The sequence below is a fragment of the Pantoea sp. SGAir0418 genome, from assembly GCF_043529865.1.
This window is the reverse complement of record NZ_CP027911.1, coordinates 1,500,309-1,523,688: the sequence shown is the minus strand read 5'-3', so window position 1 is coordinate 1,523,688 and position 23,380 is coordinate 1,500,309. Positions and strand designations below refer to the sequence as shown.

Genomic DNA, 23,380 nt, shown 5'->3' with positions numbered 1-23,380 from the left:
CGTTGGCTGCGCTAAAGTCGCCCCCTTTTTTCTGGCATGGGGGATATAATGTTTATCGGATTCGACTACGGCACGGCTAACTGTTCCATCGCAGTAACGGATAGCGGCACACCGCGGTTACTGACACTGGAAAACGGTCAGCGCCTGCTTCCCTCCATGATTTGCGCGCCCACGCGCGAAGCCATCAGTGAATGGCTGCATCGCCATCATCAGGTCCCCACGCCAGACAGCGAAAGCACCGCGCTGCTGCAGCGCGCGCTGCGTTATAACCGCGAAGAGGATATCGAGGTAACGCCTGCCAGCGTACAGTTTGGTCTGACCGCGCTGCAGCACTATATGGTTGATCCGGAAGAGGTGTGGTTCGTCAAATCGCCGAAGTCGTTCCTCGGCGCCAGCGGCCTGAAACCCCAGCAGATCGCCTTCTTTGAAGATTTGGTGTGCGCCATGATGCTGCACATTCGCCAGCAGGGTGAAACCCAGCTCGACCAACCGATTGATCAGGCCGTGATTGGCCGGCCAATCAACTTCCAGGGGCTGGGCGGTGAAGATGCCAACCAGCAGGCGCAGGGCATTCTGCTGCGTGCCGCACAGCGTGCCGGGTTCCGCGACGTCGAGTTTCAGTTCGAGCCGGTTGCCGCCGGTCTGGAGTTTGAAGCCACGCTGCAGCAGGAGACACGCGTGCTGGTGGTGGATATCGGTGGCGGAACCACCGACTGCTCCATGCTGCTGATGGGTCCGCAGTGGCGTAATCAGTCCGATCGCCGTGCCAGCCTGCTTGGCCACAGCGGCTGCCGCGTCGGCGGTAACGACCTCGATATCATGCTGGCGTTCAAAACGCTGATGCCGCTGCTGGGTCTGGGCGGTAACACGCTGAAGGGCACTGCCCTGCCCGCCCTGCCGTGGTGGAACGCGGTGGCGATTAACGATGTGCCGGCACAAAGCGACTTCTACTCGGCCGCCAGCGGTAAGCTGCTGCGCGATCTGGTGCGTGATGCCGAACAGGGCGATAAAGTCGCACATCTGCTGAAAGTTTGGCAGCAGAAGCTGAGCTACCGGCTGGTGCGCGCGGCGGAAGAGAGCAAGATTGCGCTCTCCGATCAGCGCGAGACCGCAGCCTCGCTGGCGTTTATTGCGCAAACGCTGCAGGCGGAGATCAACGCCGCGCAGCTGGAAGAGGCGATCAATCAGCCGCTGGCGCGCATTCTTGAGCAGGTGCAGCTGGCGCTGGCCAGTTGTGACACCCGTCCGGAGGTGATTTACCTCACCGGCGGCAGCGCCCGTTCGCCGATCCTGCGCGCCGCGCTGCAGCAGGCACTGCCCGACACGCCCATCGCCAGCGGCGATGATTTCGGCTCGGTCACCGCCGGCCTGGCGCGCTGGGCCGAAGTGATGTTTAGATAATTCCCTCTCCCGCTTGCAGAAGAGGGTTAGGGTGAGGGCCAGACAGCTCTGTGCGATTTTCCCCTCACCCTGCCCTCTCCCTGTACAGTCCGGGGACATGGCAGACAGGTGTTCGGGGACATAGTGAACACTTTTTAACATCCTTTACCCATGGTGATCGACTTTTTCTTCAGGTCGATCACCCCCACTTTTGTGCTGTACCACCACACCTCGTAATAACCGTCTTCCCCCGTCTCCTTCAGCCCGACACGCTCTCCCCTGAACGCCTTTCCCGCCTTCAGGCTGAGTCCTTTTACGCTCAGCTTCCCGCTGATATCCACCTTCCTGACCATCACGCCCTCGTCGTATTCCGGTGGCGCTACGCGGACGCTGTACTGCCGCGATGAGGGCTGATAGCGCGACGCCGGCACCGCCATCTCCAGCGCCTCATGCGGGCGCTCGAGATTGTAGACCGTCCGCCAGTGGTCGAAGGCGCGCTGCAGCTCACCGCTGTCCGCGAACCACTTCCCCTGCAGCACTTCCGCCTTCAGGCTGCGGTGAAAGCGCTCCAGCTTCCCCTGCGTCTGCGGATGATACGGCCGCGAGTGCCCCACCCGGATGCCGTGGCGCATCAGCCACAGCTCCACTGCCGTCCAGGTGCCGGTGGTGTCGCCCCACGGCGAGCCGTTGTCCATCGTCATCCGGTCCGGCAGGCCGTAGCGCTCAAAGACGCTGACCAGCTGCTCCTGTACCGTCTCACGCCGTTCGTCAGCGCAGTGCACCAGGCACAGCGAGAACCGGGAGTGGTCGTCCAGCAGGGTAAGCGGGTGGCAGCGGCCGCCGCCAAAGGGAAAGTGGCCCTTAAAATCCATCTGCCAGAGCCGGTTCGGGGCCGCATGCTCAAACCGGCCGGTGGCCGGGACGCCCGGCGCTGCGCCCGGCAGCAGGCCGTGGCGGGCCATCAGGTTGTGGACGGTGCTGAAGGCCGGCATGCCGTGCCCGCGGTCTTCGAGCCAGCGCTTAATCTTGCGGGCCCCCAGTGCTGATGAAGCTCGTGCGCCATACGCAGAAGGTCAGTGATGTCGTCAGATGAGCGGCTGGGTGAGTGACGGGGCGCGCGGGAGCGGTCCTGAAGGCCGGACGGTCCTTCCTCCTCCCAGCGGCGAAGCCACTTGTAGCCGGTGGCGGGAGATATGCCGTAGCGGCGGCACAGCTCGCGGATGTTCGCCCCGTCTTGCGAGGCGAACAGAACAAACTCAGTACGTAATGACATGGTATCTCTCGCATCCCAGGGCATAAGCGACTCCATAAACGGGTTCTTATGCCTTAGTTGTAAGTGTCTACCATGTCCCCGAACAAGTGTTCACGATGTCCCCGGACTGTACATCCCAAAGGGAGAGGGAAAAGTCACACATTCTGCCAGATTAGAAATTCACGTTCGCACTGATCCCACCCACAAACGCATCTTTCACTTCGCTTACCGCACCCGGTGCCACCACGTATTGCAGGTTTGGACGCAGCTGCAGCCATTTGGTCAGCTGCGCATTGTAATAAACCTCGTAGTTGTACTCGGAACCATCCTGAATCGGCAGATAGGTTGGGCTGTCGAAATCAGTTTCGCCGTTGGCATCATTCTGCTGACGCAGCGAACGGGTATACGCGCTGTTGACGTGAATACGCGCCGCGCCGACGCCAATCTCATCCTGCGGACGCGCATCAAACGGCCCTTTCCAGGTAAAGCTGATCGACTGATAGTTGTCGGTTTTCGAGGTTTTGTGATCGTTCATCACTGCCTGCACCGTCACGCCGAGGCCACGGCTAGCATCGCCGCCCTGTGCGGTCAGCTGCTGCTGTAACAGCACGTAGCCGCCGTAGGCGTGATCCTTGCTCTGATAAGCGCCATCGCGCCAGCTGCCGTAGTTATCGCCGTTGGCCGACGAGTAGTAGTAACCAATGCGGTAGTTACCCGGCAGGTTGGCCGGGCCGAAGGTCGGTTTCCAGCCCAGTTCCACCGGTACCAGGTTGCCTTCGGAGTTGCTGGTATCCAGACGGAAACCGTCACCGCGATCGTAGTTGGCACTGTTCTGGTTGTAGAAGCCCACCTGGAAGAACACTTCCGGCGTAAAGTTAACCTTCACGCGGCCGCCCCACTGGGAAACCGGCCAGTTAAACCAGCGGTCGCCGCGCCAGTTACCCGCCTGGCCGCTGCCGAATGCGAGGTTCTGGAACTTGCTGTCGAAGTTGTCGAAATCTTCCCCGACGGTGACGCGACCGGCTTTCAGGTTGACGGTGTTATCAAACAGCCCTTTGCTGAGCCAGAACTGCGTCAGACGCCAGGTCTGGCCACGTCCGTACACTTCCTGCACCGATGACAGCATGCCGGTACGGCGGTCTGCCACCTGATCGGAGATATTGCGACCGTTACGGTCGGTAATGGTCATCTGGAACTGCGCATCCTGCCAGTCGAGCAGTTTTTGCAGGTCAAGATTCAGGCCAAACGCCCACTGATCGCTGTAGCGCATCGAGGTGTTGGTATCGGCACCGCCGCCCAGGTTCGAGGCACTCTCCATGGTGTAGTTAACGTCGAACTTCACGCCGTCGTTTTCCAGCTGCGTTCGGTTACCGCCCCAGTCGCCAAACATATAGGGAGAATCGTAGCTGAACGCATCGGCTGCCACCGCCGACGCACTCAACATGGCAAACATTAGGGTGCCCGCTGCCAGGCGAGGCATATGCTGCACTGCTTTTTTTCTGTTCATGATGATTATTCTTCTGTGAGTTTCCGGAGAGGAACGGGCAGAGAATAATGCTGAGGTTATGTCAATTTTTGCAAATCTGTGCGCAGTGAGTGCAAAGGTGACAGTGACTTAACGCAATTGTGACAGTGATCGATGAATGGATATGTTCTGGAGGAAAAAGGCATTTTTTGCGTGGCGAAAAAATTATTACGTGACGGGACGCCGCGGCGTCCCGCTTCGCGTTACGGCTTGCTGGCGCTGGCCAGCTCTTCAATCTCCTGCTTGCTGAGCTCCAGCTCAGTGGCTTTCACCAGCTCATCCAGCTGCTGCAGCGAGGTGGCACTGACAATCGGTGCGGTGATGCTCGGTCGCGCAATCTGCCACGCCAGCGCCACCTGGGTAGCAGAGGCGTCGTGCGAGGCCGCGACATCTTCCAGCGCTTCAATGATGCGCTTACCGCGATCGTTGAGGTATTTTTCTACAATGCCCTGGCCGCGCGCGCTTTTGCTGGCGTCTTCCGGCTTTTTGTATTTCCCGCTCAGGAAACCGCTGGCCAGCGAGTAGTAGTTAATCACGCCCAGACCGTTTTTCACCGCCACCTGCTCCAGTCCGCTTTCATACTCCTGGCGATCGTACAGGTTGTACTCCGGCTGCAGGGTTTCATAGCGCGCCAGTCCCTCCTGCTTACTGATGTCGAGCGCTTCCTGCAGGCGCTGCGCGCTGTAGTTGGACGCACCAATAGCCCGCACTTTGCCCTCTTTGATCAGCGAGTCGAAGGCTTTCAGCGTTTCCACCAGCGGCGTGCTGTCGTCATCACGGTGCGCCTGGTACAGATCGATGACATCCGTCTGCAGGCGGCGCAGCGAATCTTCCACGGCCTGGCGGATATAGGCCGGTTTCAGCCCGGTTTTCTCCGGCGTCAGCTCCATGCCTACCTTGGTGGCGAGCACGATACTGTCGCGCTTACCGCTTTTTTTCAGCCACTTACCGATGATGGTTTCCGATTCACCGCCGGCGTTGCCCGGCGCCCAGCGTGAGTAAACGTCTGCGGTATCAATGAAGAACAGCCCCTTTTCCACCAGCGCGTCGAGCAGTGAAAACGAGGTTTTTTCATCGACGGTCCAGCCAAAAACGTTGCCGCCAAACGTCAGCAGCGGCACGCTGATACCGCTATCGCCCAGCTGGCGGGTTTTGTGTTGACGCATGTGATCCTCCTTAGTGAAACGAGACTGGTCTGTCATTCAGCTTAGCAAAGGAAAAAGTCACGCTTATGCGTATTGCTGCCAAAATATTTACTGAATATGAATACTTAGCGTGCCCGGGGCGATATTCTTAATTCCTTCAATTTTTGCCCGGCCCGGGCGACTACAATCATTTCGTTTGCGCCGCGGTTCGTTTGCGCGCGCATGTGGGGAAAACGAAACCGCCGGAGAGCACACAGAGCAATGAATAAACGATTAAAAACAGGCCTGATTAGCGTGGTGGTACTGGCTGCGCTGGCGGGCGCTTACTACTGGTGGCAGCATCCGGCCGAGCCTGCGCAGGCTACCCAGGCTGATGGCCAGCCGCATCACGGACGCGGTGGCAACAACAGCGGCGGACGCCGTCCGCTGGCACCGGTGCAGGCCGCAACCGCGACCACCGAAAGCGTGCCCTATTACCTCAGCGGACTCGGCACCGTCACCGCGGCCAACACCGTTACGGTGCGCAGCCGGGTCGATGGCCAGCTGATGGCGCTGCACTTCACAGAAGGTCAGCAGGTGGAGGCCGGCGCGCTGCTGGCAGAAATCGATCCCCGCCCATGGCAGGTAGCGCTCACCCAGGCGCAGGGCCAGCTGGCCAAAGATCAGGCGACGCTGGCTAACGCGCGCCGCGACCTCAGCCGTTACGAAAAACTGGCGAAAACCTCGCTGGTGTCGCAGCAGGAGCTGGATACCCAGCGCTCGCTGGTCAGTGAAACCCTTGGTACCATCAAAGCCGACGAAGGCAATGTTGCCAGCGCGCAGCTCAATCTGACCTACAGCCGCATCACCGCGCCGATTGCCGGACGCGTCGGGCTGAAGCAGGTGGATGTCGGCAACTACATTACCGCCGGCGATACCAGTGGTCTGGTGGTGATCACCCAGACGCACCCGATTGACGTGGTGTTCAGCGTTGCCGAGAACAATATCAGCCAGATCCTGAAAGCCCAGAAAAGCGGTCAGCCGCTGCCGGTTGAAGCCTGGGATCGCAGCAATAAAACCCTGCTGACCACGGGTGCGCTGCTGAGCATTGATAACCAGATCGATGTCACCACCGGCACCATTAAACTCAAGGCGCGCTTCAGCAATCAGGACGACGCCCTGTTTCCCAATCAGTTTGTTAATGCCCGGCTGAAGGTGGATACGCTGCAAAACGCGGTGGTGATCCCAACTGCCGCGCTGCAGATGAGCAACGACGGCCACTTTGTCTGGGTGGTGAACAGCGATAACAAAGTGAGCAAAAAACGCGTCACCGCCGGGCTGCAGGATAGCCAGAAAGTGGTGATTGATGCCGGGCTGCAGGCCGGTCAGCGCGTGGTCACTGACGGTCTAGACCGCCTGACCGAAGGCGCCACGGTGGAAATTGTCGCCGCACAGAGTACCGCCACGCACAGCACGCGCGCGGCGCAACCGGCTCGCGGAGAACGTCAATAATGCAGGTGATGTCTCCCGACGCCAGCGGCGGCCCGTCACGCCAGTTTATTCTGCGCCCGGTGGCCACCACGCTGCTGATGATCGCGATTTTGCTGGCCGGCGTGCTGGGCTATCGCTTCCTGCCAGTTTCCGCGCTGCCGGAAGTCGATTACCCGACCATTCAGGTCGTCACGCTCTATCCCGGCGCCAGCCCGGATGTGGTGACCTCGTCGATTACCGCGCCGCTCGAGCGCCAGTTCGGGCAGATGTCCGGCCTGAAGCAAATGGCGTCGCAAAGCTCCGGCGGTGCCTCGGTGATTACGCTGCAGTTCCAGCTGACGCTGGCGCTCGACGTTGCCGAACAGGAAGTGCAGGCGGCGATCAACTCTGCCACTAACCTGCTGCCTGGCGATCTGCCGAATCCGCCGGTGTACAGCAAAGTGAATCCGGCCGATCCGCCAATCATGACGCTGGCCGTTACCACCACCAGCATGCCGCTGACGCAGGTGCAGGACATGGTGGAAACGCGGGTGGCGCAGAAGATTTCCCAGGTCTCCGGCGTCGGTCTGGTCACGCTCTCCGGCGGCCAGCGTCCGGCAGTGCGGGTGAAGATGAACGCACAGGCGCTGGCGGCCCTCGGCCTCACCAGCGAGACGGTGCGCACCGCCATCAGCAACGCCAACGTCAATTCGGCGAAAGGCAGTCTTGATGGTCCAACGCGCTCTATCACGCTGTCGGCCAATGATCAGATGACCTCCGCGGAGGATTACCGCAAGCTGATCGTCAGCTACAGCAACGGCGCGCCGGTGCGGCTGGGCGACGTCGCCACGGTTGAACAGGGCGCAGAAAACAGCTGGCTGGGTGCCTGGGCCAACCGTGAGCCGGCGATTGTGCTGAACGTGCAGCGCCAGCCGGGTGCCAATATTATCGCCACCGCTGACAGCATCCGCGCGCTGCTGCCGTCGCTGACCGCCACGCTGCCGAAGTCGGTTGACGTCAAACTGCTCACCGATCGCACCACCAACATTCGCGCCTCGGTAGCGGATACCCAGCATGAGCTGATGCTGGCCATCGGGCTGGTGGTGATGATCATCTATCTGTTTCTGCGCAACGTCCCGGCCACCATTATTCCGGCGGTCGCGGTGCCGCTGTCGCTGGTCGGCACCTTCGCCGCCATGTATTTCCTTGGCTTTTCGATCAATAACCTGACGCTGATGGCGCTGACCATCGCCACCGGCTTTGTGGTCGATGACGCCATCGTGGTAATCGAGAACATCTCGCGCTACATCGAAAAAGGCGAAAAGCCGATGACCGCCGCGCTGAAAGGTGCCGGTGAGATTGGTTTCACCATCATCTCCCTCACCTTCTCGCTGATCGCGGTGCTGATTCCGCTGCTGTTTATGGGCGACGTGATTGGCCGTTTGTTCCGCGAGTTCGCCGTGACGCTGGCGGTGGCGATTCTGATCTCGGCGGTGGTCTCGCTGACGCTGACGCCGATGATGTGCGCGCGCATGCTGAGCGCCGAATCGCTGCGCAGGCAGAACCGCTTCTCCCGCGCCAGCGAGGCGATGTTCGATAAGGTGATTGCCGGCTATGGCCGCTGGCTGACGCGCGTGCTGCGCCACCCGTGGCTGACGCTGTCGGTGGCGCTTGGCACACTGCTGCTGACGGTGCTGCTGTGGGTGGTGATTCCGAAGGGCTTCTTCCCGCAGCAGGACAACGGCATCATTCAGGGCACGCTGCAGGCGCCACAGTCGGTCTCTTACGCCAGTATGGCGCAGCGCACCCGCGACGTGGCGTCGATCATTATGAAAGATCCGGCGGTGCAGAGCCTGACCTCGTTCGTCGGCGTGGATGGCACCAACGCGGCGCTTAACAGCGCGCGGCTGCAAATTAACCTGAAACCGCTGGACCAGCGTGACGATCGTATTCCGGCAGTGCAGCAGCGGCTGCAGCAGGCGATCGATCGCCTGCCCGGCGTGTCGCTGTGGCTGCAGCCGGTACAGGACCTGACCATTGATACCCAGGCGAGCCGCACGCCGTACCAGTTTACCCTGCAGTCAGGTTCGCTGGAGTCGCTGGGCAGCTGGGTGCCGAAACTGCTGGCACAGCTCAATACGCTGCCACAACTGCGCAACGTCAGCAGCGACTGGCAGGATCAGGGGCTGGAAGCCTTTGTGCGCGTCGATCGCGACAGCGCCAGCCGGCTCGGCATCAGCATGGCCGACATTGATAACGCGCTGTACAACGCCTTTGGCCAGCGCCTGATCTCAACGATTTACACCCAGGCCAATCAGTATCGCGTGGTGCTGGAGCAGGACAACACGCAAACCCCCGGTCTCGCTAGTCTCGATGCGATTCGCCTGAACAGTAGCGACGGCGGCAGCGTGCCGCTCAGCGCCATCGCGCAAATCGAAGAGCGCCACGCTGCGCTGAGCATTAATCATCTCGACCAGTTCCCGTCGGCCACCTTCTCGTTTGACGTGGCGCACGGCTACTCGCTCGGCGATGCGCTGCAGGCGATCACCACGGCAGAAGATCAGGTCGGCATGCCGGCAGAGATGATGACGCAGTTCCAGGGCAGCACGCTGGCGTTTGAAGCGGCGCTGACCAGCACCATCTGGCTGATCGTCGCGGCGGTAGTGGCGATGTATATCGTGCTCGGCGTGCTGTATGAGAGCTTCATCCACCCGATTACCATTCTGTCGACGCTGCCCACCGCCGGCGTTGGCGCGCTGCTGGCGCTGATGCTGAGCGGCAACGAGCTGGATATCATCGCCATCATCGGCATCATTTTGCTGATCGGTATCGTGAAGAAGAACGCCATCATGATGATCGACTTCGCGCTGGCCGCCGAGCGTGAACAGGGCATGGCGCCGCGTGAGGCGATCTATCAGGCCTGTCTGCTGCGCTTCCGGCCGATTCTGATGACCACGCTGGCGGCGCTGCTTGGCGCGCTGCCGCTGATGCTCAGCACCGGCGTCGGCGCGGAGCTGCGTCGTCCGCTCGGCATCGCCATGGTCGGTGGCCTGGTGCTGAGCCAGGTGCTGACGCTGTTTACCACCCCGGTGATCTATCTGCTGTTTGATCGCCTTGCCCACGCCACGCGCCGGCGTCTGAAAGGCACGGAGGCGCAGTCGTGAAGTTTTTCGCCCTGTTTATCCATCGGCCGGTTGCCACTACGCTGCTGACGCTGGCGATTGCGCTGGCTGGCATTCTTGGCTTCCGTCTGCTGCCGGTGGCGCCGCTGCCGCAGCTGGATTTCCCGGTGATTCTGATCTCGGCCTCGCTGCCCGGCGCGTCGCCGGAAACCATGGCGGCCTCGGTCGCCACGCCGCTGGAGCGCTCGCTGGGCCGCATTGCCGGCGTCAGTGAAATGACCTCCACCAGCTCGCTGGGCAGCACGCGCATCATCCTGGTGTTTGATTTCGACCGCGACATCAACGGCGCGGCGCGCGATGTGCAGGCGGCGATCAATGCCGCCCAGAGCCTGCTGCCGACCGGCATGCCCAATCGTCCAACCTACCGCAAAGCCAACCCGTCCGATGCGCCGATCATGATCCTCACCATGACCTCGGATATTTATAATCCCGGTCAGCTGTATGATTACGCGTCGACGCAACTGGCGCAGAAGCTGTCGCAGATTGATGGCGTCGGTGATGTCACGGTAGGCGGCAGTTCGCTGCCGGCGGTGCGCGTCGACCTCAATCCGCAGGCGCTGTTTAATCAGGGCGTGTCGCTGGATGCGGTGCGCACCGCCATCAGCAACGCCAACCAGCGCCGTCCGCAGGGTGCCATCGACGATACCCAGCAGCGCTGGCAGGTACGGACCAACGATGAGCTGCAAACCGCCAGCGTCTACCAGCCGCTGGTGGTGCATTACAACAACGGCGCGGCGGTACGGCTGAGCGATGTGGCGAACGTGCAGGATTCGGTACAGGACGTGCGCAACGCCGGGATGACCAACGGTAAACCAGCGGTGCTGCTGGTGGTGCGCAAGTCGCCGGACGCCAACATTATCGATACCGTCGACCGCATCCGGGCGGAAATGCCGGAGCTGCATGAGGTGATCCCGGCGGCCATCGACCTGCAAATCGCTCAGGACCGCTCGCCCACCATCCGCGCCTCGCTGCATGAAGTGGAGCAGTCGCTGGTGATCGCCGTGGCGCTGGTGATTCTGGTGGTGTTTTTCTTCCTGCGCGACGGCCGCGCCACGCTGATTCCGGCGGCGGCGGTACCGGTGTCGCTGATTGGTACCTTCGCCGCCATGTACCTGTGCGGTTTCAGCCTGAATAACCTGTCGCTGATGGCGCTGACCATCGCCACCGGCTTTGTGGTGGATGACGCCATTGTGGTGCTGGAGAACATCGCGCGTCACGTCGAAGCTGGGATGAAGCCGCTGCAGGCGGCACTGACCGGGGTGCGCGAGGTGGGCTTTACCGTGCTGTCGATGAGCCTGTCGCTGATTGCGGTGTTCCTGCCGCTGTTGATGATTGGCGGTATTATTGGCCGCTTCTTCTCGGAGTTTGCCATCACGCTGTCGGTGGCGATTCTCATCTCGCTGTTTATCTCCATTACCCTGACGCCGATAATGTGCGCGTATCTGCTGAAACCGCAGGCGAAGCGCAGCCAGCCGCGTACGCGCGGATTTGGCCGCGTGCTGCTGGCGGTGCAGCAGGGCTATGCGCGCTCGCTGGGCTGGGTGCTGAACCACGCGATCTGGGTGCTGTTGCTGCTGCTCGGCACCGTCGGGCTGACCATCTGGCTGTTTATCGCCATCCCGAAAACCTTTATGCCCGAACAGGACACCGGCCGTCTCAACGGCTTTATCTCCGCCGATCAGAGCATTTCGTTTCAGGCGATGCGCGGCAAGCTGCAGGATTTCATGAACATCATCAAGGCTGACCCGGCGGTCGATAACGTCACCGGCTTCACCGGCGGCTCGCGCACCAACAGCGGCTCGATGTTTGTGTCACTCAAGCCGCTGTCAGAACGCAGCGAAAGCGCGCAGGAAGTGATCGCCCGCCTGCGCGTGAAGCTGGCGAAAGAACCGGGTGCCAACCTCTACCTTAATGCGGTGCAGGATATTCGCGTCGGCGGACGCGAGTCGAACGCCAGCTACCAGTACAGCCTGCTGTCGGATAACCTCGCCGATTTACGTGAGTGGGAGCCGAAAATCCGCCAGGCGTTTGCCGCGCTGCCAGAGCTGGCCGATGTCAATTCGGATCAGCAGGACAACGGCAGCGAAATGGCGCTGACTTACGATCGCGAAAGCATGGCGCGCCTCGGCATCGACGTGTCGGCGGCCAATGCGCTGCTGAATAACGCCTTCGGCCAGCGGCAAATCTCCACCATCTACCAGCCGCTGAATCAGTACAAAGTGGTGATGGAGGTGGATCCGCGCTATACCCAGGATGTCAGCGCGCTGGATCAGATGTTCGTGATCAACAGTGACGGCAAAGCGATTCCGCTGAGCTGGTTTGCCAAATGGCAGCCGGCCAACGCGCCGCTGTCGGTCAACCATCAGGGGCTGTCGGCGGCCTCGACCATCTCGTTTAACCTGCCGGAAGGGGTATCGCTGTCGCAGGCGTCAGAGGCCATTGACCGCACCATCACGGCGATTGGCGTGCCGTCCAGCGTGCGCGGCAGCTTCGCCGGCACCGCGCAGGTATTTCAGGATTCGCAGTCGAACCAGCTGTGGCTGATGCTGGCGGCGATTGCTGCGGTGTATATCGTGCTCGGCATTCTGTATGAGAGCTACGTGCATCCTCTGACGATTCTCTCTACCCTGCCCTCGGCGGGCGTCGGCGCGCTGCTGGCGCTGCAGCTGTTTAATACGCCGTTCAGCCTGATTGCGCTGATCGGCATCCTGCTGCTGATCGGTATCGTGAAAAAGAACGCCATCATGATGGTGGATTTTGCGCTGGAGGCGGAGCGCAACGGCAACCTGTCGGCGCGCGACGCCATTTTCCAGGCGTGCCAGCTGCGTTTCCGCCCGATTCTGATGACCACGCTGGCGGCGCTGTTTGGTGCGCTGCCGCTGGTGCTGACCAGCGGGGACGGAGCGGAGCTGCGCCAGCCGCTGGGCATCACCATTGCCGGTGGGCTGGTGATGAGCCAGCTGCTGACGCTGTACACCACACCGGTGGTGTACCTGATGATGGATAAACTGCGCCGTCGGAAAAAGCAGCCGCGGTTGATAACGGAGCCATAACGTCATACCTGCACTAAGCGTAGCGGCGCAATTCAACGCGCGATGAATCGTGCCGCTACACGGCCTGCGGTTGATGAAACTGTTAACACGGGATGACCATGAACGCACAAACCGCCACTGTCCGCTGGCAACTGTGGATTGTGGCCTTCGGCTTTTTTATGCAGACGCTGGATACCACCATTGTGAACACCGCGATTCCGGCGATGGCCCACGATCTCAACGTCAGCCCGCTGCATATGCACTCGGTGATTGTCTCCTACGTGCTCACCGTGGCGGTTACGCTACCGCTCAGCGGCTGGCTGGCGGACCGCTTTGGCGTGCGCAACATCTTCTTCTGCGCCATCGTCCTGTTCAGCCTCGGTTCGCTGCTGTGTGCCTTCGCCACCTCACTCGACCAGCTGGTGATGGCGCGCGTGGTCCAGGGCATTGGCGGCGCGATGATGGTGCCGGTCGGCCGGCTGACGGTGATGAAGATCGTGCCGCGTGAGCAGTACATGTCGGCCATGACCTTTGTCACCCTGCCCGGCCAGATTGGCCCGCTGCTCGGCCCGGCGCTGGGCGGCATTCTGGTGGAGTATGCCAGCTGGCACTGGATCTTCCTGATCAACATTCCGGTCGGCATCATCGGTGCCATCGCCACGCTGCTGCTGATGCCGAACTACACCATGCAGACGCGACGCTTTGATTTCCTCGGTTTTGTGCTGCTGGCGGTCGGCATGGCTACGCTGACGCTGGCGCTCGACGGCCAGCGCAGCGCCGACGGCTCACCGCTGCTGCTGTGCCTGCTGATTCTGCTGGGGGTGTTTTCCCTGCTGTTCTACCTGATGCACGGCCGCAACAACGATAACGCGCTGTTTAGCCTGAAGCTATTTGACAACCGCATTTACGCCATCGGCCTGCTCGGCAGCTTCACCGGCCGCATCGGCAGCGGCATGCTGCCGTTTATGACGCCGATTTTTCTGCAGGTGGGTCTCGGCTTTAGCCCGTTCCACGCGGGTCTGATGATGATCCCGATGGTGCTGGGCAACATGGGCATCAAACGCGTGGTGGTGCGCATTGTGAACCTGTTTGGCTATCGTAACGCGCTGGTGGGCGGCACCCTGGCGCTGGCGCTGGTGGTGCTGCTGTTTCCCGTGGTGGCGCTGCTTGGCTGGATCTGGCTGCTGCCCGTGGTGCTGCTGTTGCAGGGCATGGTCAATGCCATCCGCTTTTCGTCCATGAATACCCTGACGCTGAAAGAGCTGCTGGACGAGCTGGCCTCGAGCGGCAACAGCCTGCTGTCGATGATCATGCAGCTGTCGATGAGTATCGGCGTCACCGTGGCTGGTTTGCTGCTCGGCGCTTTCGGCCATGGCGCGGTGAGCGACAGCGCCGCGACCCATCAAACCTTTATGTACACCTATTTGTGCATGGCGCTGGTGATTGCGCTGCCGGCGCTGGTGTTCTGGCGCGTACCCGCCGATGTGAGTAAAAATGTGGACCTGAGAGGCAGGAGTAAAGGATGAAGCAGCCGGTAAAACTCGGCATCAGCGCCAAACTGTTTATGGCGATTTTTTCCACCTGCATGCTGGTGATCATCACCATGCACTGGGGCGTGCGCCTCAGCTTTGAGCATGGCTTTGTCGATTACATCAAAAAGGGCAACGAGCAGCGCCTGACGCTGCTGAGCGATGCGCTGGCCGATCAATACGAACAGCACGGTAGCTGGGATTTTCTGCGTAACAACGACCGGCTGATTTTCACCATTCTGCGCTCGCTGGAACAGAATCCCGGCAGCGGCACTCAGCTGCCGCCGCACGGCTGGCGCACCCAGTTCTGGATTATCGATCAGCAGTACAAAATATTGTCCGGCCCGCGCTCGCCGGTGCCGCCGGAAGGCTCGCGCCGCAATATCACCACCAGCAACGGCAAGATTGTTGGCTGGGTGATTGCCTCGCCCGCCGAGCGACTGACGCGCAGCACCGACATCAACTTTGACCATCAGCAGCGCCAGACCAGCTGGCTGATCGTCGGCCTCACCACGCTGCTGGCCGCGCTGGTCACCTGGCTGCTGGCGCGCGGCCTGCTGGCGCCGGTGAAACGGCTGGTGGACGGCACCCATCAGCTGGCGGCGGGCAAATTTACCACCCGGGTGGAGGTCGGCAGCAGCGACGAAATTGGTCAGCTGGCGCGCGACTTCAACCAGCTGGCGCGCTCGCTGGAGAAAAACGAGAGCAACCGGCGCGCCTTTATGGCCGATATTTCCCATGAGCTGCGTACGCCGCTGGCGATTTTGCGCGGTGAGCTGGAGGCGATGCAGGATGGCGTGCGCAAGCTGACGCCCGACGCCATCAGTTCGCTGCAGAGCGAAGTCGCGCTGCTGACCCAGCTGGTGGAAGACCTGCACCAGCTGTCGCTCTCCGACGCGGGCGCCCTCGCCTACCGCAAACAGCCGGTGGATCTGGTCAGTCTGCTGGAGGTGGTGGCGGGCAGTTTTGGCGAACGCTATCGCAGCCGGGGGTTGACGCTCAGCCTGATGCTGCCGGCGCAGGCCAGCAGCTTTGGCGATCCGGACCGGCTGATGCAGCTGTTTACTAACCTGCTGGAAAACAGCCTGCGCTACACCGATGCCGGCGGCACGGTGCAGCTCAGTATGCAGCTCAGCGGCGAGCAGTGGCAGCTGCAGTTTGCCGACAGCGCACCGGGCGTCGAGCGCCAGCAGCAGGCGCAGCTGTTTGAGCGCTTCTTCCGCGCCGAAAGCTCGCGCAATCGCGCCAGCGGCGGCTCCGGGCTCGGTCTGGCGATCTGCAAGAATATTGTTGAGGCGCATGACGGCAGCATTAATGCGGCCGACTCTGATTTAGGTGGGCTGAAAATCACGCTAAACTTGCCGTATGTTCCTCACTAGACACCCTTTATGAGCACGGAAAATAGCGATCCCCTGATTCTTGTTGTGGAAGACGAACCCAAACTGGCGCAGCTGATGATTGATTATCTGCAGGCGTCAAACTACCGCACGCACCATCTCGCCGATGGCAACGCGGTACTGAGTTACGTGCAGCAAACGCCACCAGACCTGATGCTGCTGGATTTGATGCTGCCGGGCCGTGACGGCCTGACGCTGTGTCGGGAAATCCGCCGCTTCTCCGAGCTGCCGATTATCATGGTGACCGCACGCACGGAAGAGATCGATCGCCTGCTCGGGCTGGAGATTGGCGCTGACGACTATATCTGCAAACCCTTCAGCCCGCGTGAAGTGGTGGCGCGGGTGAAAACCATTCTGCGCCGGGTGAAACGTTCGCCAGAAGAGGCGCAGCTGGCCTCGCATCTGCTGATCGACGAAGGGCGTTTCCAGGCCAGCTGGCGCGAACAGCCGCTGGAGCTGACGCCCGCCGAGTTCCGCCTGCTGAAAACGCTGGCGCTGGAGCCGGGCAAAGTGTTCTCGCGCGAGCAACTATTGAACCATCTGTATGACGACTATCGCGTGGTCACCGATCGCACCATTGACAGCCACATCAAGAACCTGCGGCGCAAGCTGGAGAACCTTGATGCCGAACAGCCGTTTATTCGCGCCGTGTACGGCATGGGATATCGCTGGGAAGCGGATGTTGGCCGCCTGCTGTAACCGCTTAGATTGATCCAGGTCAATTTACATCGGGAGTCGCCCTGCCTACAATTCCCCACCTTTTGCAGGGCCGCCTGACGCGGCCGCTGCACGTGCCATCCGTGATGACATGCTGACCTGACATCAGTGAGAACTTCCCATGCTTAAACCCGAACTGCTTTCGCCGGCAGGCACGCTGAAAAATATGCGTTACGCCTTTGCCTACGGCGCCGACGCGGTGTATGCCGGCCAGCCGCGCTACAGCCTGCGCGTGCGCAATAACGAATTCACCCATGAAAACCTCGCTAAAGGCATCAGCGAAGCGCACGCGCTCGGCAAGAAGTTTTACGTGGTAGTAAACATTGCCCCGCACAACGCCAAGCTGAAAACCTTTATCCGCGATCTGACGCCGGTCATCGAAATGCAGCCGGATGCGCTGATCATGTCCGATCCTGGCCTGATCATGCTGGTGCGCGACGCCTTCCCGCAGATGCCGATTCACCTGTCGGTGCAGGCTAACGCGGTGAACTGGGCCACGGTGAAGTTCTGGCAGCAGATGGGGCTGACGCGCGTGATTCTGTCACGCGAGCTGTCGCTGGAGGAGATCGCCGAAATTCGCCAGCAGGTACCGGAGATGGAGATTGAAATCTTTGTTCACGGCGCGCTGTGCATGGCCTACTCCGGCCGCTGCCTGCTCTCTGGCTATCTGAATAAGCGCGATCCCAATCAGGGCACCTGTACCAACGCCTGCCGCTGGGAATATAACGTGGCCGAAGGCCAGCAGGATGAAGTCGGCAACATTGTTGGCTTTCATCAGCCGGTTGCGGTGCAGTCCGCGACGCTCGGCGTCGGTCAGCCTACCGACCGGGTATTCCTGCTGGAAGAGAAGATGAAGCCAGGCGAGGTGATGAGCGCGTTCGAAGATGAGCACGGCACCTACATCATGAACTCGAAAGATCTGCGCGCGGTGGCGCACGTCGAACGCCTGAGCCAGATGGGCGTGCATTCGCTGAAAATTGAGGGCCGCACCAAATCGTTCTACTACTGTGCGCGCACCGCGCAGGTGTACCGCCGCGCAATCGACGATGCGGCCGACGGCAAACCTTTCGATCCGGCACTGCTGGAGACGCTGGAAGGGCTGGCGCACCGCGGCTATACCGAAGGTTTTTTGCGTCGCCACACCCATGACAGCTATCAAAACTACGAGCAGGGTTTTTCCATTTCGGAGCGTCAGCAGTTTGTAGGTGAATTCACTGGTGAGCGGCGCGGTACGTGGGCGCAGGTGGCGGTGAAGAACAAGTTCATGCTGGGCGATAGCGTAGAGATCATGACGCCGGACGGCAATCTCAACTGCACGCTGCAGGCGATGCAGAATGACAAGGGTGCCGCGGTTGAAGTCGCTCCGGGAGATGGTCATCGCGTCTGGATCAGCGTGCCGGAGGGGGTCGATCTGGCCTATGCGCTGCTGCTGCGCAATTTTACCGACGGTAACAGCACTTACGATCCGCACGGTAAAAATCGCACTAAATGAAAAGAAAACGGCAAAGTTAGAACAGGATCACAGACCGCCGCTTCGCCGCGCTTTAGAATCGCGCCTGCTGCTAACGAGTAACAACAAACAGCAGGTAGTACCAGGAACCACCTCATTCACCCGCCCGGCTCCCCCGTGCGGGTTTTCTTTTTTTCATCGTTCGCCGATAAAGTTCCCGCCGCAGCTATGCTATAACCACAGCTCTGTCTTACTCATCAGGGAAGCGATAATGCAAAATAAACCCCTCACTTTGCTGATTCTGAATGGAAAAGGCGCAGGCAATGAAGAGTTGCGTGCCGCCGTGAATACCCTGCGCGACGAAGGCTTTAACCTGGCGGTGCGCGTGACCTGGGAAAAAGGCGACGGTGACCGCTACGTGCAGGAAGCGCTGCAGCTGCAGGCGGAAACCGTGGTGGCTGGCGGCGGCGATGGCACCATCAATGAGATTGCCACCGCGCTGGCCGCCCTGCCGCCAGCGCAGCGGCCGGTGCTGGGGATTTTACCGCTTGGCACTGCCAACGATTTTGCTACCAGCGCCGGTATCCCGGCAGAAATGGAAGCGGCACTGCGGCTGGCGGTACTGGGCAAAGCCACGGCCATCGATCTGGCGCGGGTGAACGGCGACCGTTACTTTATCAACATGGCGACCGGCGGTTTTGGCACACGCATCACTACGGAAACGCCGGAGAAACTGAAATCGGCGCTGGGCGGCGTCTCCTATTTTATTCATGGCCTGATGCGCGTTGATGCGCTGAAGCCGGACAGCTGCGAAATCAGCGGACCGGGCTTTCACTGGCAGGGTGACGCGCTGGTGATTGGCATTGGCAATGGCCGTCAGGCCGGTGGCGGACAGCGGTTGTGTCCGGAAGCGCTGATCAACGACGGACAGCTCAATCTCAGTATCGTAACCGCTCAGGAGCTGCTGCCAACGCTGCTGCACTCGCTGACGCGCGACGATGAAAACCCGAACATTGTCGCGGCACAGCTGACGTCACTGACCATCCGTTCACCGCATGAGATGACCTTTAACCTCGACGGCGAGCCGCTGTCCGGCAGCGAGTTTGTGATTGAGGTGCAGCCCGGCGCGCTGAGCTGCCGCCTGCCGCCGCAGTGTGCGTTGCTGGCGTAATCATTGGAAAATTCCTGCATTATCCCGGTGCGCATAAATGCGCACCCTGTGAGGCTCGCCATCCCTGCACGCACCGTGTAGGGTCGCCATTCATGGCGACCGGTTACGTGCGTCTGCGGCTGACGCTCTGCATCACACCTTCATCCAGCGGCGCTCCACGGCGGAAATCGCCACCGCTTCCAGCACCTTCTGCACCTGCAGCCCTTCGGCAAAATCCGGCCACATGCGATCGCCGGCGGCAATGCCGTTGATCAGATCGCGAATCTCGACCGTTTTCTGATCGTTAAAACCGATGCCGTGGCCGGCCGAGACGCAGAAGCTGGCGTAATCGGGGTGCGCCGGACCGGTGAGAATGGTTTTAAAGCCCTGGCGACCGGCCGGATCATCGTGCAGATACAGTTCCAGCTCAGCCATGCGCTCCTGCGTGTAGCGCAGCGTGCCTTTGGTGCCGGTCACCACATAAGTCAGCCCCATCTTGCTGCCGCAGGCGATGCGCGAGGTTTCAATCACGCCGTGCGCGCCATTTTTAAAGCGCAGCAGCGCGCTGGCCTGATCTTCATTTTCCACCGACAGCAGGCGTGACGGCGCCTTGGGATCCGGTCGCTGTTTGATCACCGTCATCATGTCACCGCTCACCTCATCAATATCACCGACCAGATAGTGCGCCATGTTGACGATATGCGCCGCCAGATCGCCAAGCGCGCCGAGACCGGCCAGCGCTTTCTGGCAGTGCCAGTCGAGCGGCGTCTCCGCGCGCGCCAGATAATCTTCGTTATGGGTGCCGTAAAAGTGCACCACTTCGCCGATCTCACCGCGCGCGATAATCTCCCGTGCCAGCTGGCTGGTAGGGTTTTTCATGTAGTTGAAGCCCACCAGGGTTTTCACTCCCGCCTGCTCTGCCGCCTGCACCATCTCTTCCGCATCGGCTACCGAGAGCGACAGCGGCTTTTCGGAGTAGACGTGCTTGCCGTGGCGAATCGCCTCCAGCGCCATCTCTTTGTGCAGGAAATTGGGCGCGCAGATATCGACTACGTCGATGTGCGGATCGCGCACCAGCTCGCGCCAGTCGCCCGTCGAACGGGTAAAGCCAAACGTCGCCGCCTGCTGCGCCGCCAGCGCCGGATTCACCTCTGCCAGCATCTCGCGCACAATCTCGCCCTTCAGGGCGAACACCGTGGGTGCCTGCGCATAGGCAATCGCGTGACAACGCCCAATATATCCACTGCCAATCATACCGATTCTGACTTTGTTCATGCTGCACCTGCGGTTCACGGGGATGAGTTTCACGGAATATATGTTTCGTTTTGGGCGGCGACAACGGCGAAATGAAATATCTGTGATCATACATGCGAGGTATCTGACAGAAGCGACAAATCAGAATGTAATTTTGCATAGCATTGGTGACATCTCTCACAATCAGGCGCAGTGCTGGCGCTAATTCGCGCCATCGCGCGGGCCCGCGTCGGGCAATTGACGCTTTATTCAGCAGTCAGAAAAAATTGTGAAAAAGAGCTTTGACAAGCCACAGCCTGCCCGATAATATGCGCCCCGTTCCAAACGATTCCTCTGTAGTTCAGTCGGTAGAACGGCGGACTGTTAATCCGTATGTCACTGGTTCGAGTCCAGTCAGAGGAGCCAGATTTAGAAAAGCCTGCTTTTACAGCAGGCTTTTTGCTTTTCTGCGTTCTGCCGGTTAGATACCGCCATACCACTCGTAACCGCGATCTTCCCAGTAGCCGCCGCGTCCGCCCCACAGCTGGGCAAACGAATCCACCACTTTAATTTCCATCAGATACTTGGCGTGCTTGTAACCGAGCTGGCGCTCGACCCTGAGACGTAGCGGCGCACCGTGCGCGACCGGCAGCGGCTGATCGTTCATACGGTAGGCCAGCAGCGTTTGCGGATGCCACGCATCCTGCAGATCGATACTTTCGTAGTAGCGCCCGCTGCCGTCCAGCGTCTGCTCCAGCTCGTCGGCACACAGGAATACCACATAGCGGGCACCTGGCCGCAGGCGCGCCGCATCCAGCACCAGTCCGAGCGGTACGCCCTGCCATTTGCCAATCGCGCTCCAGCCCTCCACGCAGTCGTGCCGGGTAATCTGCGTGCGACTGGGAAACCGCTGCAGATCGCTGAGCGATAAACTCAGCGGCTGTTGCACCAGCCCGGTGACGCGCAGCCGCCAGTCGGCAAACCCGTTCGCCAGCAAACGCGCATACTCGTCGGAGTCGGGCATTTGCGTGCCGTTGGCGCGGAACAGCGGCGAAATATCGGCCTCGCTGAACTCCGGTGCCAGCCGCTGGCCGCCCAGCAGGCGCTGGCTGGCACGCGTCAGCCGCTCGGTCTGATTGAGCCAGCCGCTGACCGTGTCATTTTGCGTCAGTTGATCGCAACCGCTCAGCAGCGCCGCGCCGGCGCCGGACAGCGCGCCCAGCAGCAGGCGGCGACGCGACAGCTCGATTTTCATGATGGGGTATCCTCTTTGTCGATCGCGTAACGGCCGGTGATCATCGAACGCAGGTTATTGAACACGCCTGACACCAGCACCATCACCACATGCACCAGCACAAACAGCACCAGCAGCGTGGCGGTGACAAAGTGCACCGTGCGCGCCGTCGGACGGCCGCCAAACAGATCGGGTAAAAACGGCAGTGCCGCATCCAGCGCTGGCGACAGGGTTAATCCACTGAGCAGCATCAGCGGCAGCAGTATGAAGATCACCAGCAGATAGCTGAGTTTCTGCAGCGCGTTATAGCGCCGCGCCGCTTCACCGCGGGCGAAGCGCAGCCGGGCGTGGTCGCAAATCTCCTGCCACAAATGACGGGCGCCCAGTTGCTGACGGTCGGGCAACAGATCGCGGCGAAAGTGCCGGTGCCAGAAACCGTGCAGCAGATAAATCACGCCGTTGAACAGCAGCAGCCAGGCAAAAAAGAAGTGCCAGTGGCGACCGGCTCCCAAATCCTGCCACGACGGCAGCGTCAGCCAGCCGGGGAAGGCGCGCGCCGTCAGCGTGCCCTCCAGCTTCGAGATACCGAGCACGCCGGTGGTATTCAGTTGCAGCGAGCCGAGCCGGACAAATCCCTGCTGCTGACGATTGCCGATTTCAAACACCGGCTGCTCATGGTCCGCGCCATACAGGCCGACATACAGACGCGGATGCGCATTAAAGATTTGCAGTCCGCTCATCAGCAGTACAGCAAAACACAGGGCGTTGACCCAGTGCGTCACGCGCACCAGCAGCGAATGACGACGGATTAGCGTTTTACTGCGGGAAGGTGAAGGCTGTTGCATCATCAAGCCCCTTACCAGCCAGGCGAGGCCTGGCTGGAGCCGGATTACATCGGCGGCACTACGCCGTTTTTGCCGACAATGATATTGCCTGCGGTGAGCTTACCGTCGGCGCCCTTCTCGGCAGGAACAAACACCGTGGTGCCGGGTTTCAGGTCATCCGGGGTGGCCGCCGCCAACGTCACCACCGGCGTACCGGCCGGAATAGCAATTTTTTTCTGATGGCCGTGATAGCTCACCGTCACTTCGCTGTTGTCCACCGAGGTGACGCTATTGGCGACCGTGGCATTGGTCATTGAGCTTCCCGGCTTCAGATCCCAGCTGAAGTTGCCTTCGCCTGCACCTTTCAGCTGCGCCGGGAAAATCAGCACTTCGAGCGCGCCATCACCGCCGCCCGCTTTTGGCAGCGAGGCAATGCCCAAGTAATCGCCCTTTTTAATGTCGCTGATACTGGCCTTCGCCACCGCAGACACCATCGCGCCTGGCTTCATGGCCACGCTGACCTCCGATCCTTCGCGTGACTTGATAGTGAGCTGCTGCCCGTTTACCGATTCAACAACGCCACGTACCTGCACTTTTTGCCCTGCCATCTCTGCCGCCATCGCCGGCGACAGCGTGGCGCCGGCCAGCAGTGAACCGGCAATCAGCAGTGAAAGGCGTTTGTAATGTGATAAGACCGTCATGGAGTGTTCCTTTTGATGATAAGCGCTGCCTCAGCGGCAGCCCTGTGCCAGAAATCATTCAACCTGAAGCGCAATAACATTGCGGCAAAAGGCGCTGGAAAACAAACCTACTAGTTGGTAGATTAAAAAACAAGATAATTTTTCACCCTGTACTTTGTCATGTCATTATTTTGTCTTAGC

The 23,380-nt window shown here is 60.5% G+C and carries 15 protein-coding genes, 1 tRNA gene and 1 pseudogene; 10 read left to right on the top strand and 7 right to left on the bottom strand.

Annotated elements, in window-relative coordinates; genetic code table 11:
• Positions 1-48 precede the first annotated feature (48 nt).
• Positions 49-1,401 (top strand): molecular chaperone, encoded by a 1,353-nt coding sequence (gene yegD, locus C1N84_RS06890; RefSeq protein WP_394541818.1) that lies wholly within the window; start codon positions 49-51, stop codon positions 1,399-1,401.
• A gap of 134 nt (positions 1,402-1,535) precedes the next feature.
• Here the strand turns inward: yegD and C1N84_RS06885 are convergent.
• The 3 genes and pseudogenes from C1N84_RS06885 to C1N84_RS06875 form a co-directional block, all read right to left on the bottom strand.
• A pseudogene (locus C1N84_RS06885) lies at positions 1,536-2,689 on the bottom strand (IS481 family transposase).
• A 115-nt stretch (positions 2,690-2,804) separates the two neighbouring features.
• The gene (locus tag C1N84_RS06880) at positions 2,805-4,139 is read right to left on the bottom strand and encodes a carbohydrate porin (protein ID WP_021509317.1); all 1,335 of its coding nucleotides are present in this window, start codon (positions 4,137-4,139) and stop codon (positions 2,805-2,807) included.
• A 221-nt stretch (positions 4,140-4,360) separates the two neighbouring features.
• Entirely contained in the window at positions 4,361-5,323 is a 963-nt protein-coding gene (locus C1N84_RS06875) for an aldo/keto reductase (protein WP_021509316.1), read from the bottom strand.
• 240 nt (positions 5,324-5,563) lie between these two features.
• On the opposite strand from C1N84_RS06875, the gene C1N84_RS06870 reads away from it, so the two are divergent.
• The 8 genes from C1N84_RS06870 to yegS all read left to right on the top strand — a co-directional run bounded on the left by C1N84_RS06870 (position 5,564) and on the right by yegS (position 19,229).
• Positions 5,564-6,793: an MdtA/MuxA family multidrug efflux RND transporter periplasmic adaptor subunit gene (locus C1N84_RS06870; protein WP_241798299.1), complete on the top strand. Its 1,230-nt coding sequence runs from the start codon at positions 5,564-5,566 to the stop codon at positions 6,791-6,793.
• Entirely contained in the window at positions 6,793-9,915 is a 3,123-nt protein-coding gene (locus C1N84_RS06865; protein ID WP_394541817.1) for an MdtB/MuxB family multidrug efflux RND transporter permease subunit, read from the top strand. The genes C1N84_RS06870 and C1N84_RS06865 overlap by 1 nt, the downstream gene beginning before the upstream one ends.
• Positions 9,912-12,986 carry a multidrug efflux RND transporter permease subunit MdtC gene (mdtC, locus tag C1N84_RS06860; protein WP_394541816.1) on the top strand — a complete coding sequence of 1,025 codons (3,075 nt, stop codon included), beginning with the start codon at positions 9,912-9,914 and terminating at the stop codon, positions 12,984-12,986. The genes C1N84_RS06865 and mdtC overlap by 4 nt, the downstream gene beginning before the upstream one ends.
• A 98-nt stretch (positions 12,987-13,084) precedes the next feature.
• Entirely contained in the window at positions 13,085-14,491 is a 1,407-nt protein-coding gene (gene mdtD / locus C1N84_RS06855) for a multidrug transporter subunit MdtD (RefSeq protein ID WP_394541815.1), read from the top strand.
• Positions 14,488-15,873 (top strand): envelope stress sensor histidine kinase BaeS, encoded by a 1,386-nt coding sequence (gene baeS / locus C1N84_RS06850; RefSeq protein WP_058757282.1) that lies wholly within the window; start codon positions 14,488-14,490, stop codon positions 15,871-15,873. Before mdtD ends, baeS begins: the two co-directional genes overlap by 4 nt.
• 9 nt (positions 15,874-15,882) lie before the next feature.
• Positions 15,883-16,590, top strand: a complete 708-nt coding sequence (gene baeR / locus C1N84_RS06845; protein ID WP_031280058.1) for an envelope stress response regulator BaeR — start codon at positions 15,883-15,885, stop codon at positions 16,588-16,590.
• A 139-nt stretch (positions 16,591-16,729) separates the two neighbouring features.
• Positions 16,730-18,100 carry a prephenate-dependent tRNA uridine(34) hydroxylase TrhP gene (yegQ, locus tag C1N84_RS06840; protein ID WP_394541814.1) on the top strand — a complete coding sequence of 457 codons (1,371 nt, stop codon included), beginning with the start codon at positions 16,730-16,732 and terminating at the stop codon, positions 18,098-18,100.
• Positions 18,101-18,329: 229 nt separating this feature from the next.
• Complete coding sequence (gene yegS / locus C1N84_RS06835; protein WP_058757280.1) at positions 18,330-19,229, top strand: lipid kinase YegS; 900 nt, start codon at positions 18,330-18,332, stop codon at positions 19,227-19,229.
• Between the two features lie 132 nt (positions 19,230-19,361).
• Here yegS and C1N84_RS06830 read toward each other — a convergent pair whose 3' ends face one another.
• Positions 19,362-20,483, bottom strand: a complete 1,122-nt coding sequence (locus C1N84_RS06830; RefSeq protein ID WP_394541813.1) for a Gfo/Idh/MocA family protein — start codon at positions 20,481-20,483, stop codon at positions 19,362-19,364.
• 308 nt (positions 20,484-20,791) lie between these two features.
• Between C1N84_RS06830 and C1N84_RS06825 the strand changes: the two genes are divergently transcribed.
• Positions 20,792-20,867, top strand: a tRNA-Asn gene (locus tag C1N84_RS06825).
• A gap of 55 nt (positions 20,868-20,922) precedes the next feature.
• Here the strand turns inward: C1N84_RS06825 and C1N84_RS06820 are convergent.
• From C1N84_RS06820 to C1N84_RS06810, 3 genes are read right to left on the bottom strand one after another with little or no spacing between them, the layout of a single operon-like run.
• The gene (locus C1N84_RS06820; RefSeq protein WP_021509306.1) at positions 20,923-21,696 is read right to left on the bottom strand and encodes a molybdopterin-binding protein; all 774 of its coding nucleotides are present in this window, start codon (positions 21,694-21,696) and stop codon (positions 20,923-20,925) included.
• On the bottom strand, positions 21,693-22,523 hold the full coding sequence (locus C1N84_RS06815; RefSeq protein WP_278706843.1) for a cytochrome b/b6 domain-containing protein: 831 nt from the start codon (positions 22,521-22,523) through the stop codon (positions 21,693-21,695). The genes C1N84_RS06820 and C1N84_RS06815 overlap by 4 nt, the downstream gene beginning before the upstream one ends.
• Positions 22,524-22,564: 41 nt before the next feature.
• Positions 22,565-23,200 carry a hypothetical protein gene (locus C1N84_RS06810; RefSeq protein WP_282954590.1) on the bottom strand — a complete coding sequence of 212 codons (636 nt, stop codon included), beginning with the start codon at positions 23,198-23,200 and terminating at the stop codon, positions 22,565-22,567.
• Between the last annotated feature and the right edge of the window lie 180 nt (positions 23,201-23,380).

Coding starts and splice junctions, on each gene's coding strand:
- yegQ (WP_394541814.1), top strand. CDS start 16,730: ATGCTTAAACCCGAACTGCTTTCGCCGGCAGGCACGCTGAAAAATATG.
- C1N84_RS06810 (WP_282954590.1), bottom strand. CDS start 23,200: ATGACGGTCTTATCACATTACAAACGCCTTTCACTGCTGATTGCCGGT.
- yegD (WP_394541818.1), top strand. CDS start 49: ATGTTTATCGGATTCGACTACGGCACGGCTAACTGTTCCATCGCAGTA.
- C1N84_RS06815 (WP_278706843.1), bottom strand. CDS start 22,523: ATGATGCAACAGCCTTCACCTTCCCGCAGTAAAACGCTAATCCGTCGT.
- baeS (WP_058757282.1), top strand. CDS start 14,488: ATGAAGCAGCCGGTAAAACTCGGCATCAGCGCCAAACTGTTTATGGCG.
- C1N84_RS06880 (WP_021509317.1), bottom strand. CDS start 4,139: ATGAACAGAAAAAAAGCAGTGCAGCATATGCCTCGCCTGGCAGCGGGC.
- baeR (WP_031280058.1), top strand. CDS start 15,883: ATGAGCACGGAAAATAGCGATCCCCTGATTCTTGTTGTGGAAGACGAA.
- mdtD (WP_394541815.1), top strand. CDS start 13,085: ATGAACGCACAAACCGCCACTGTCCGCTGGCAACTGTGGATTGTGGCC.
- C1N84_RS06865 (WP_394541817.1), top strand. CDS start 6,793: ATGCAGGTGATGTCTCCCGACGCCAGCGGCGGCCCGTCACGCCAGTTT.
- C1N84_RS06870 (WP_241798299.1), top strand. CDS start 5,564: ATGAATAAACGATTAAAAACAGGCCTGATTAGCGTGGTGGTACTGGCT.
- C1N84_RS06820 (WP_021509306.1), bottom strand. CDS start 21,696: ATGAAAATCGAGCTGTCGCGTCGCCGCCTGCTGCTGGGCGCGCTGTCC.
- C1N84_RS06875 (WP_021509316.1), bottom strand. CDS start 5,323: ATGCGTCAACACAAAACCCGCCAGCTGGGCGATAGCGGTATCAGCGTG.
- C1N84_RS06830 (WP_394541813.1), bottom strand. CDS start 20,483: ATGAACAAAGTCAGAATCGGTATGATTGGCAGTGGATATATTGGGCGT.
- yegS (WP_058757280.1), top strand. CDS start 18,330: ATGCAAAATAAACCCCTCACTTTGCTGATTCTGAATGGAAAAGGCGCA.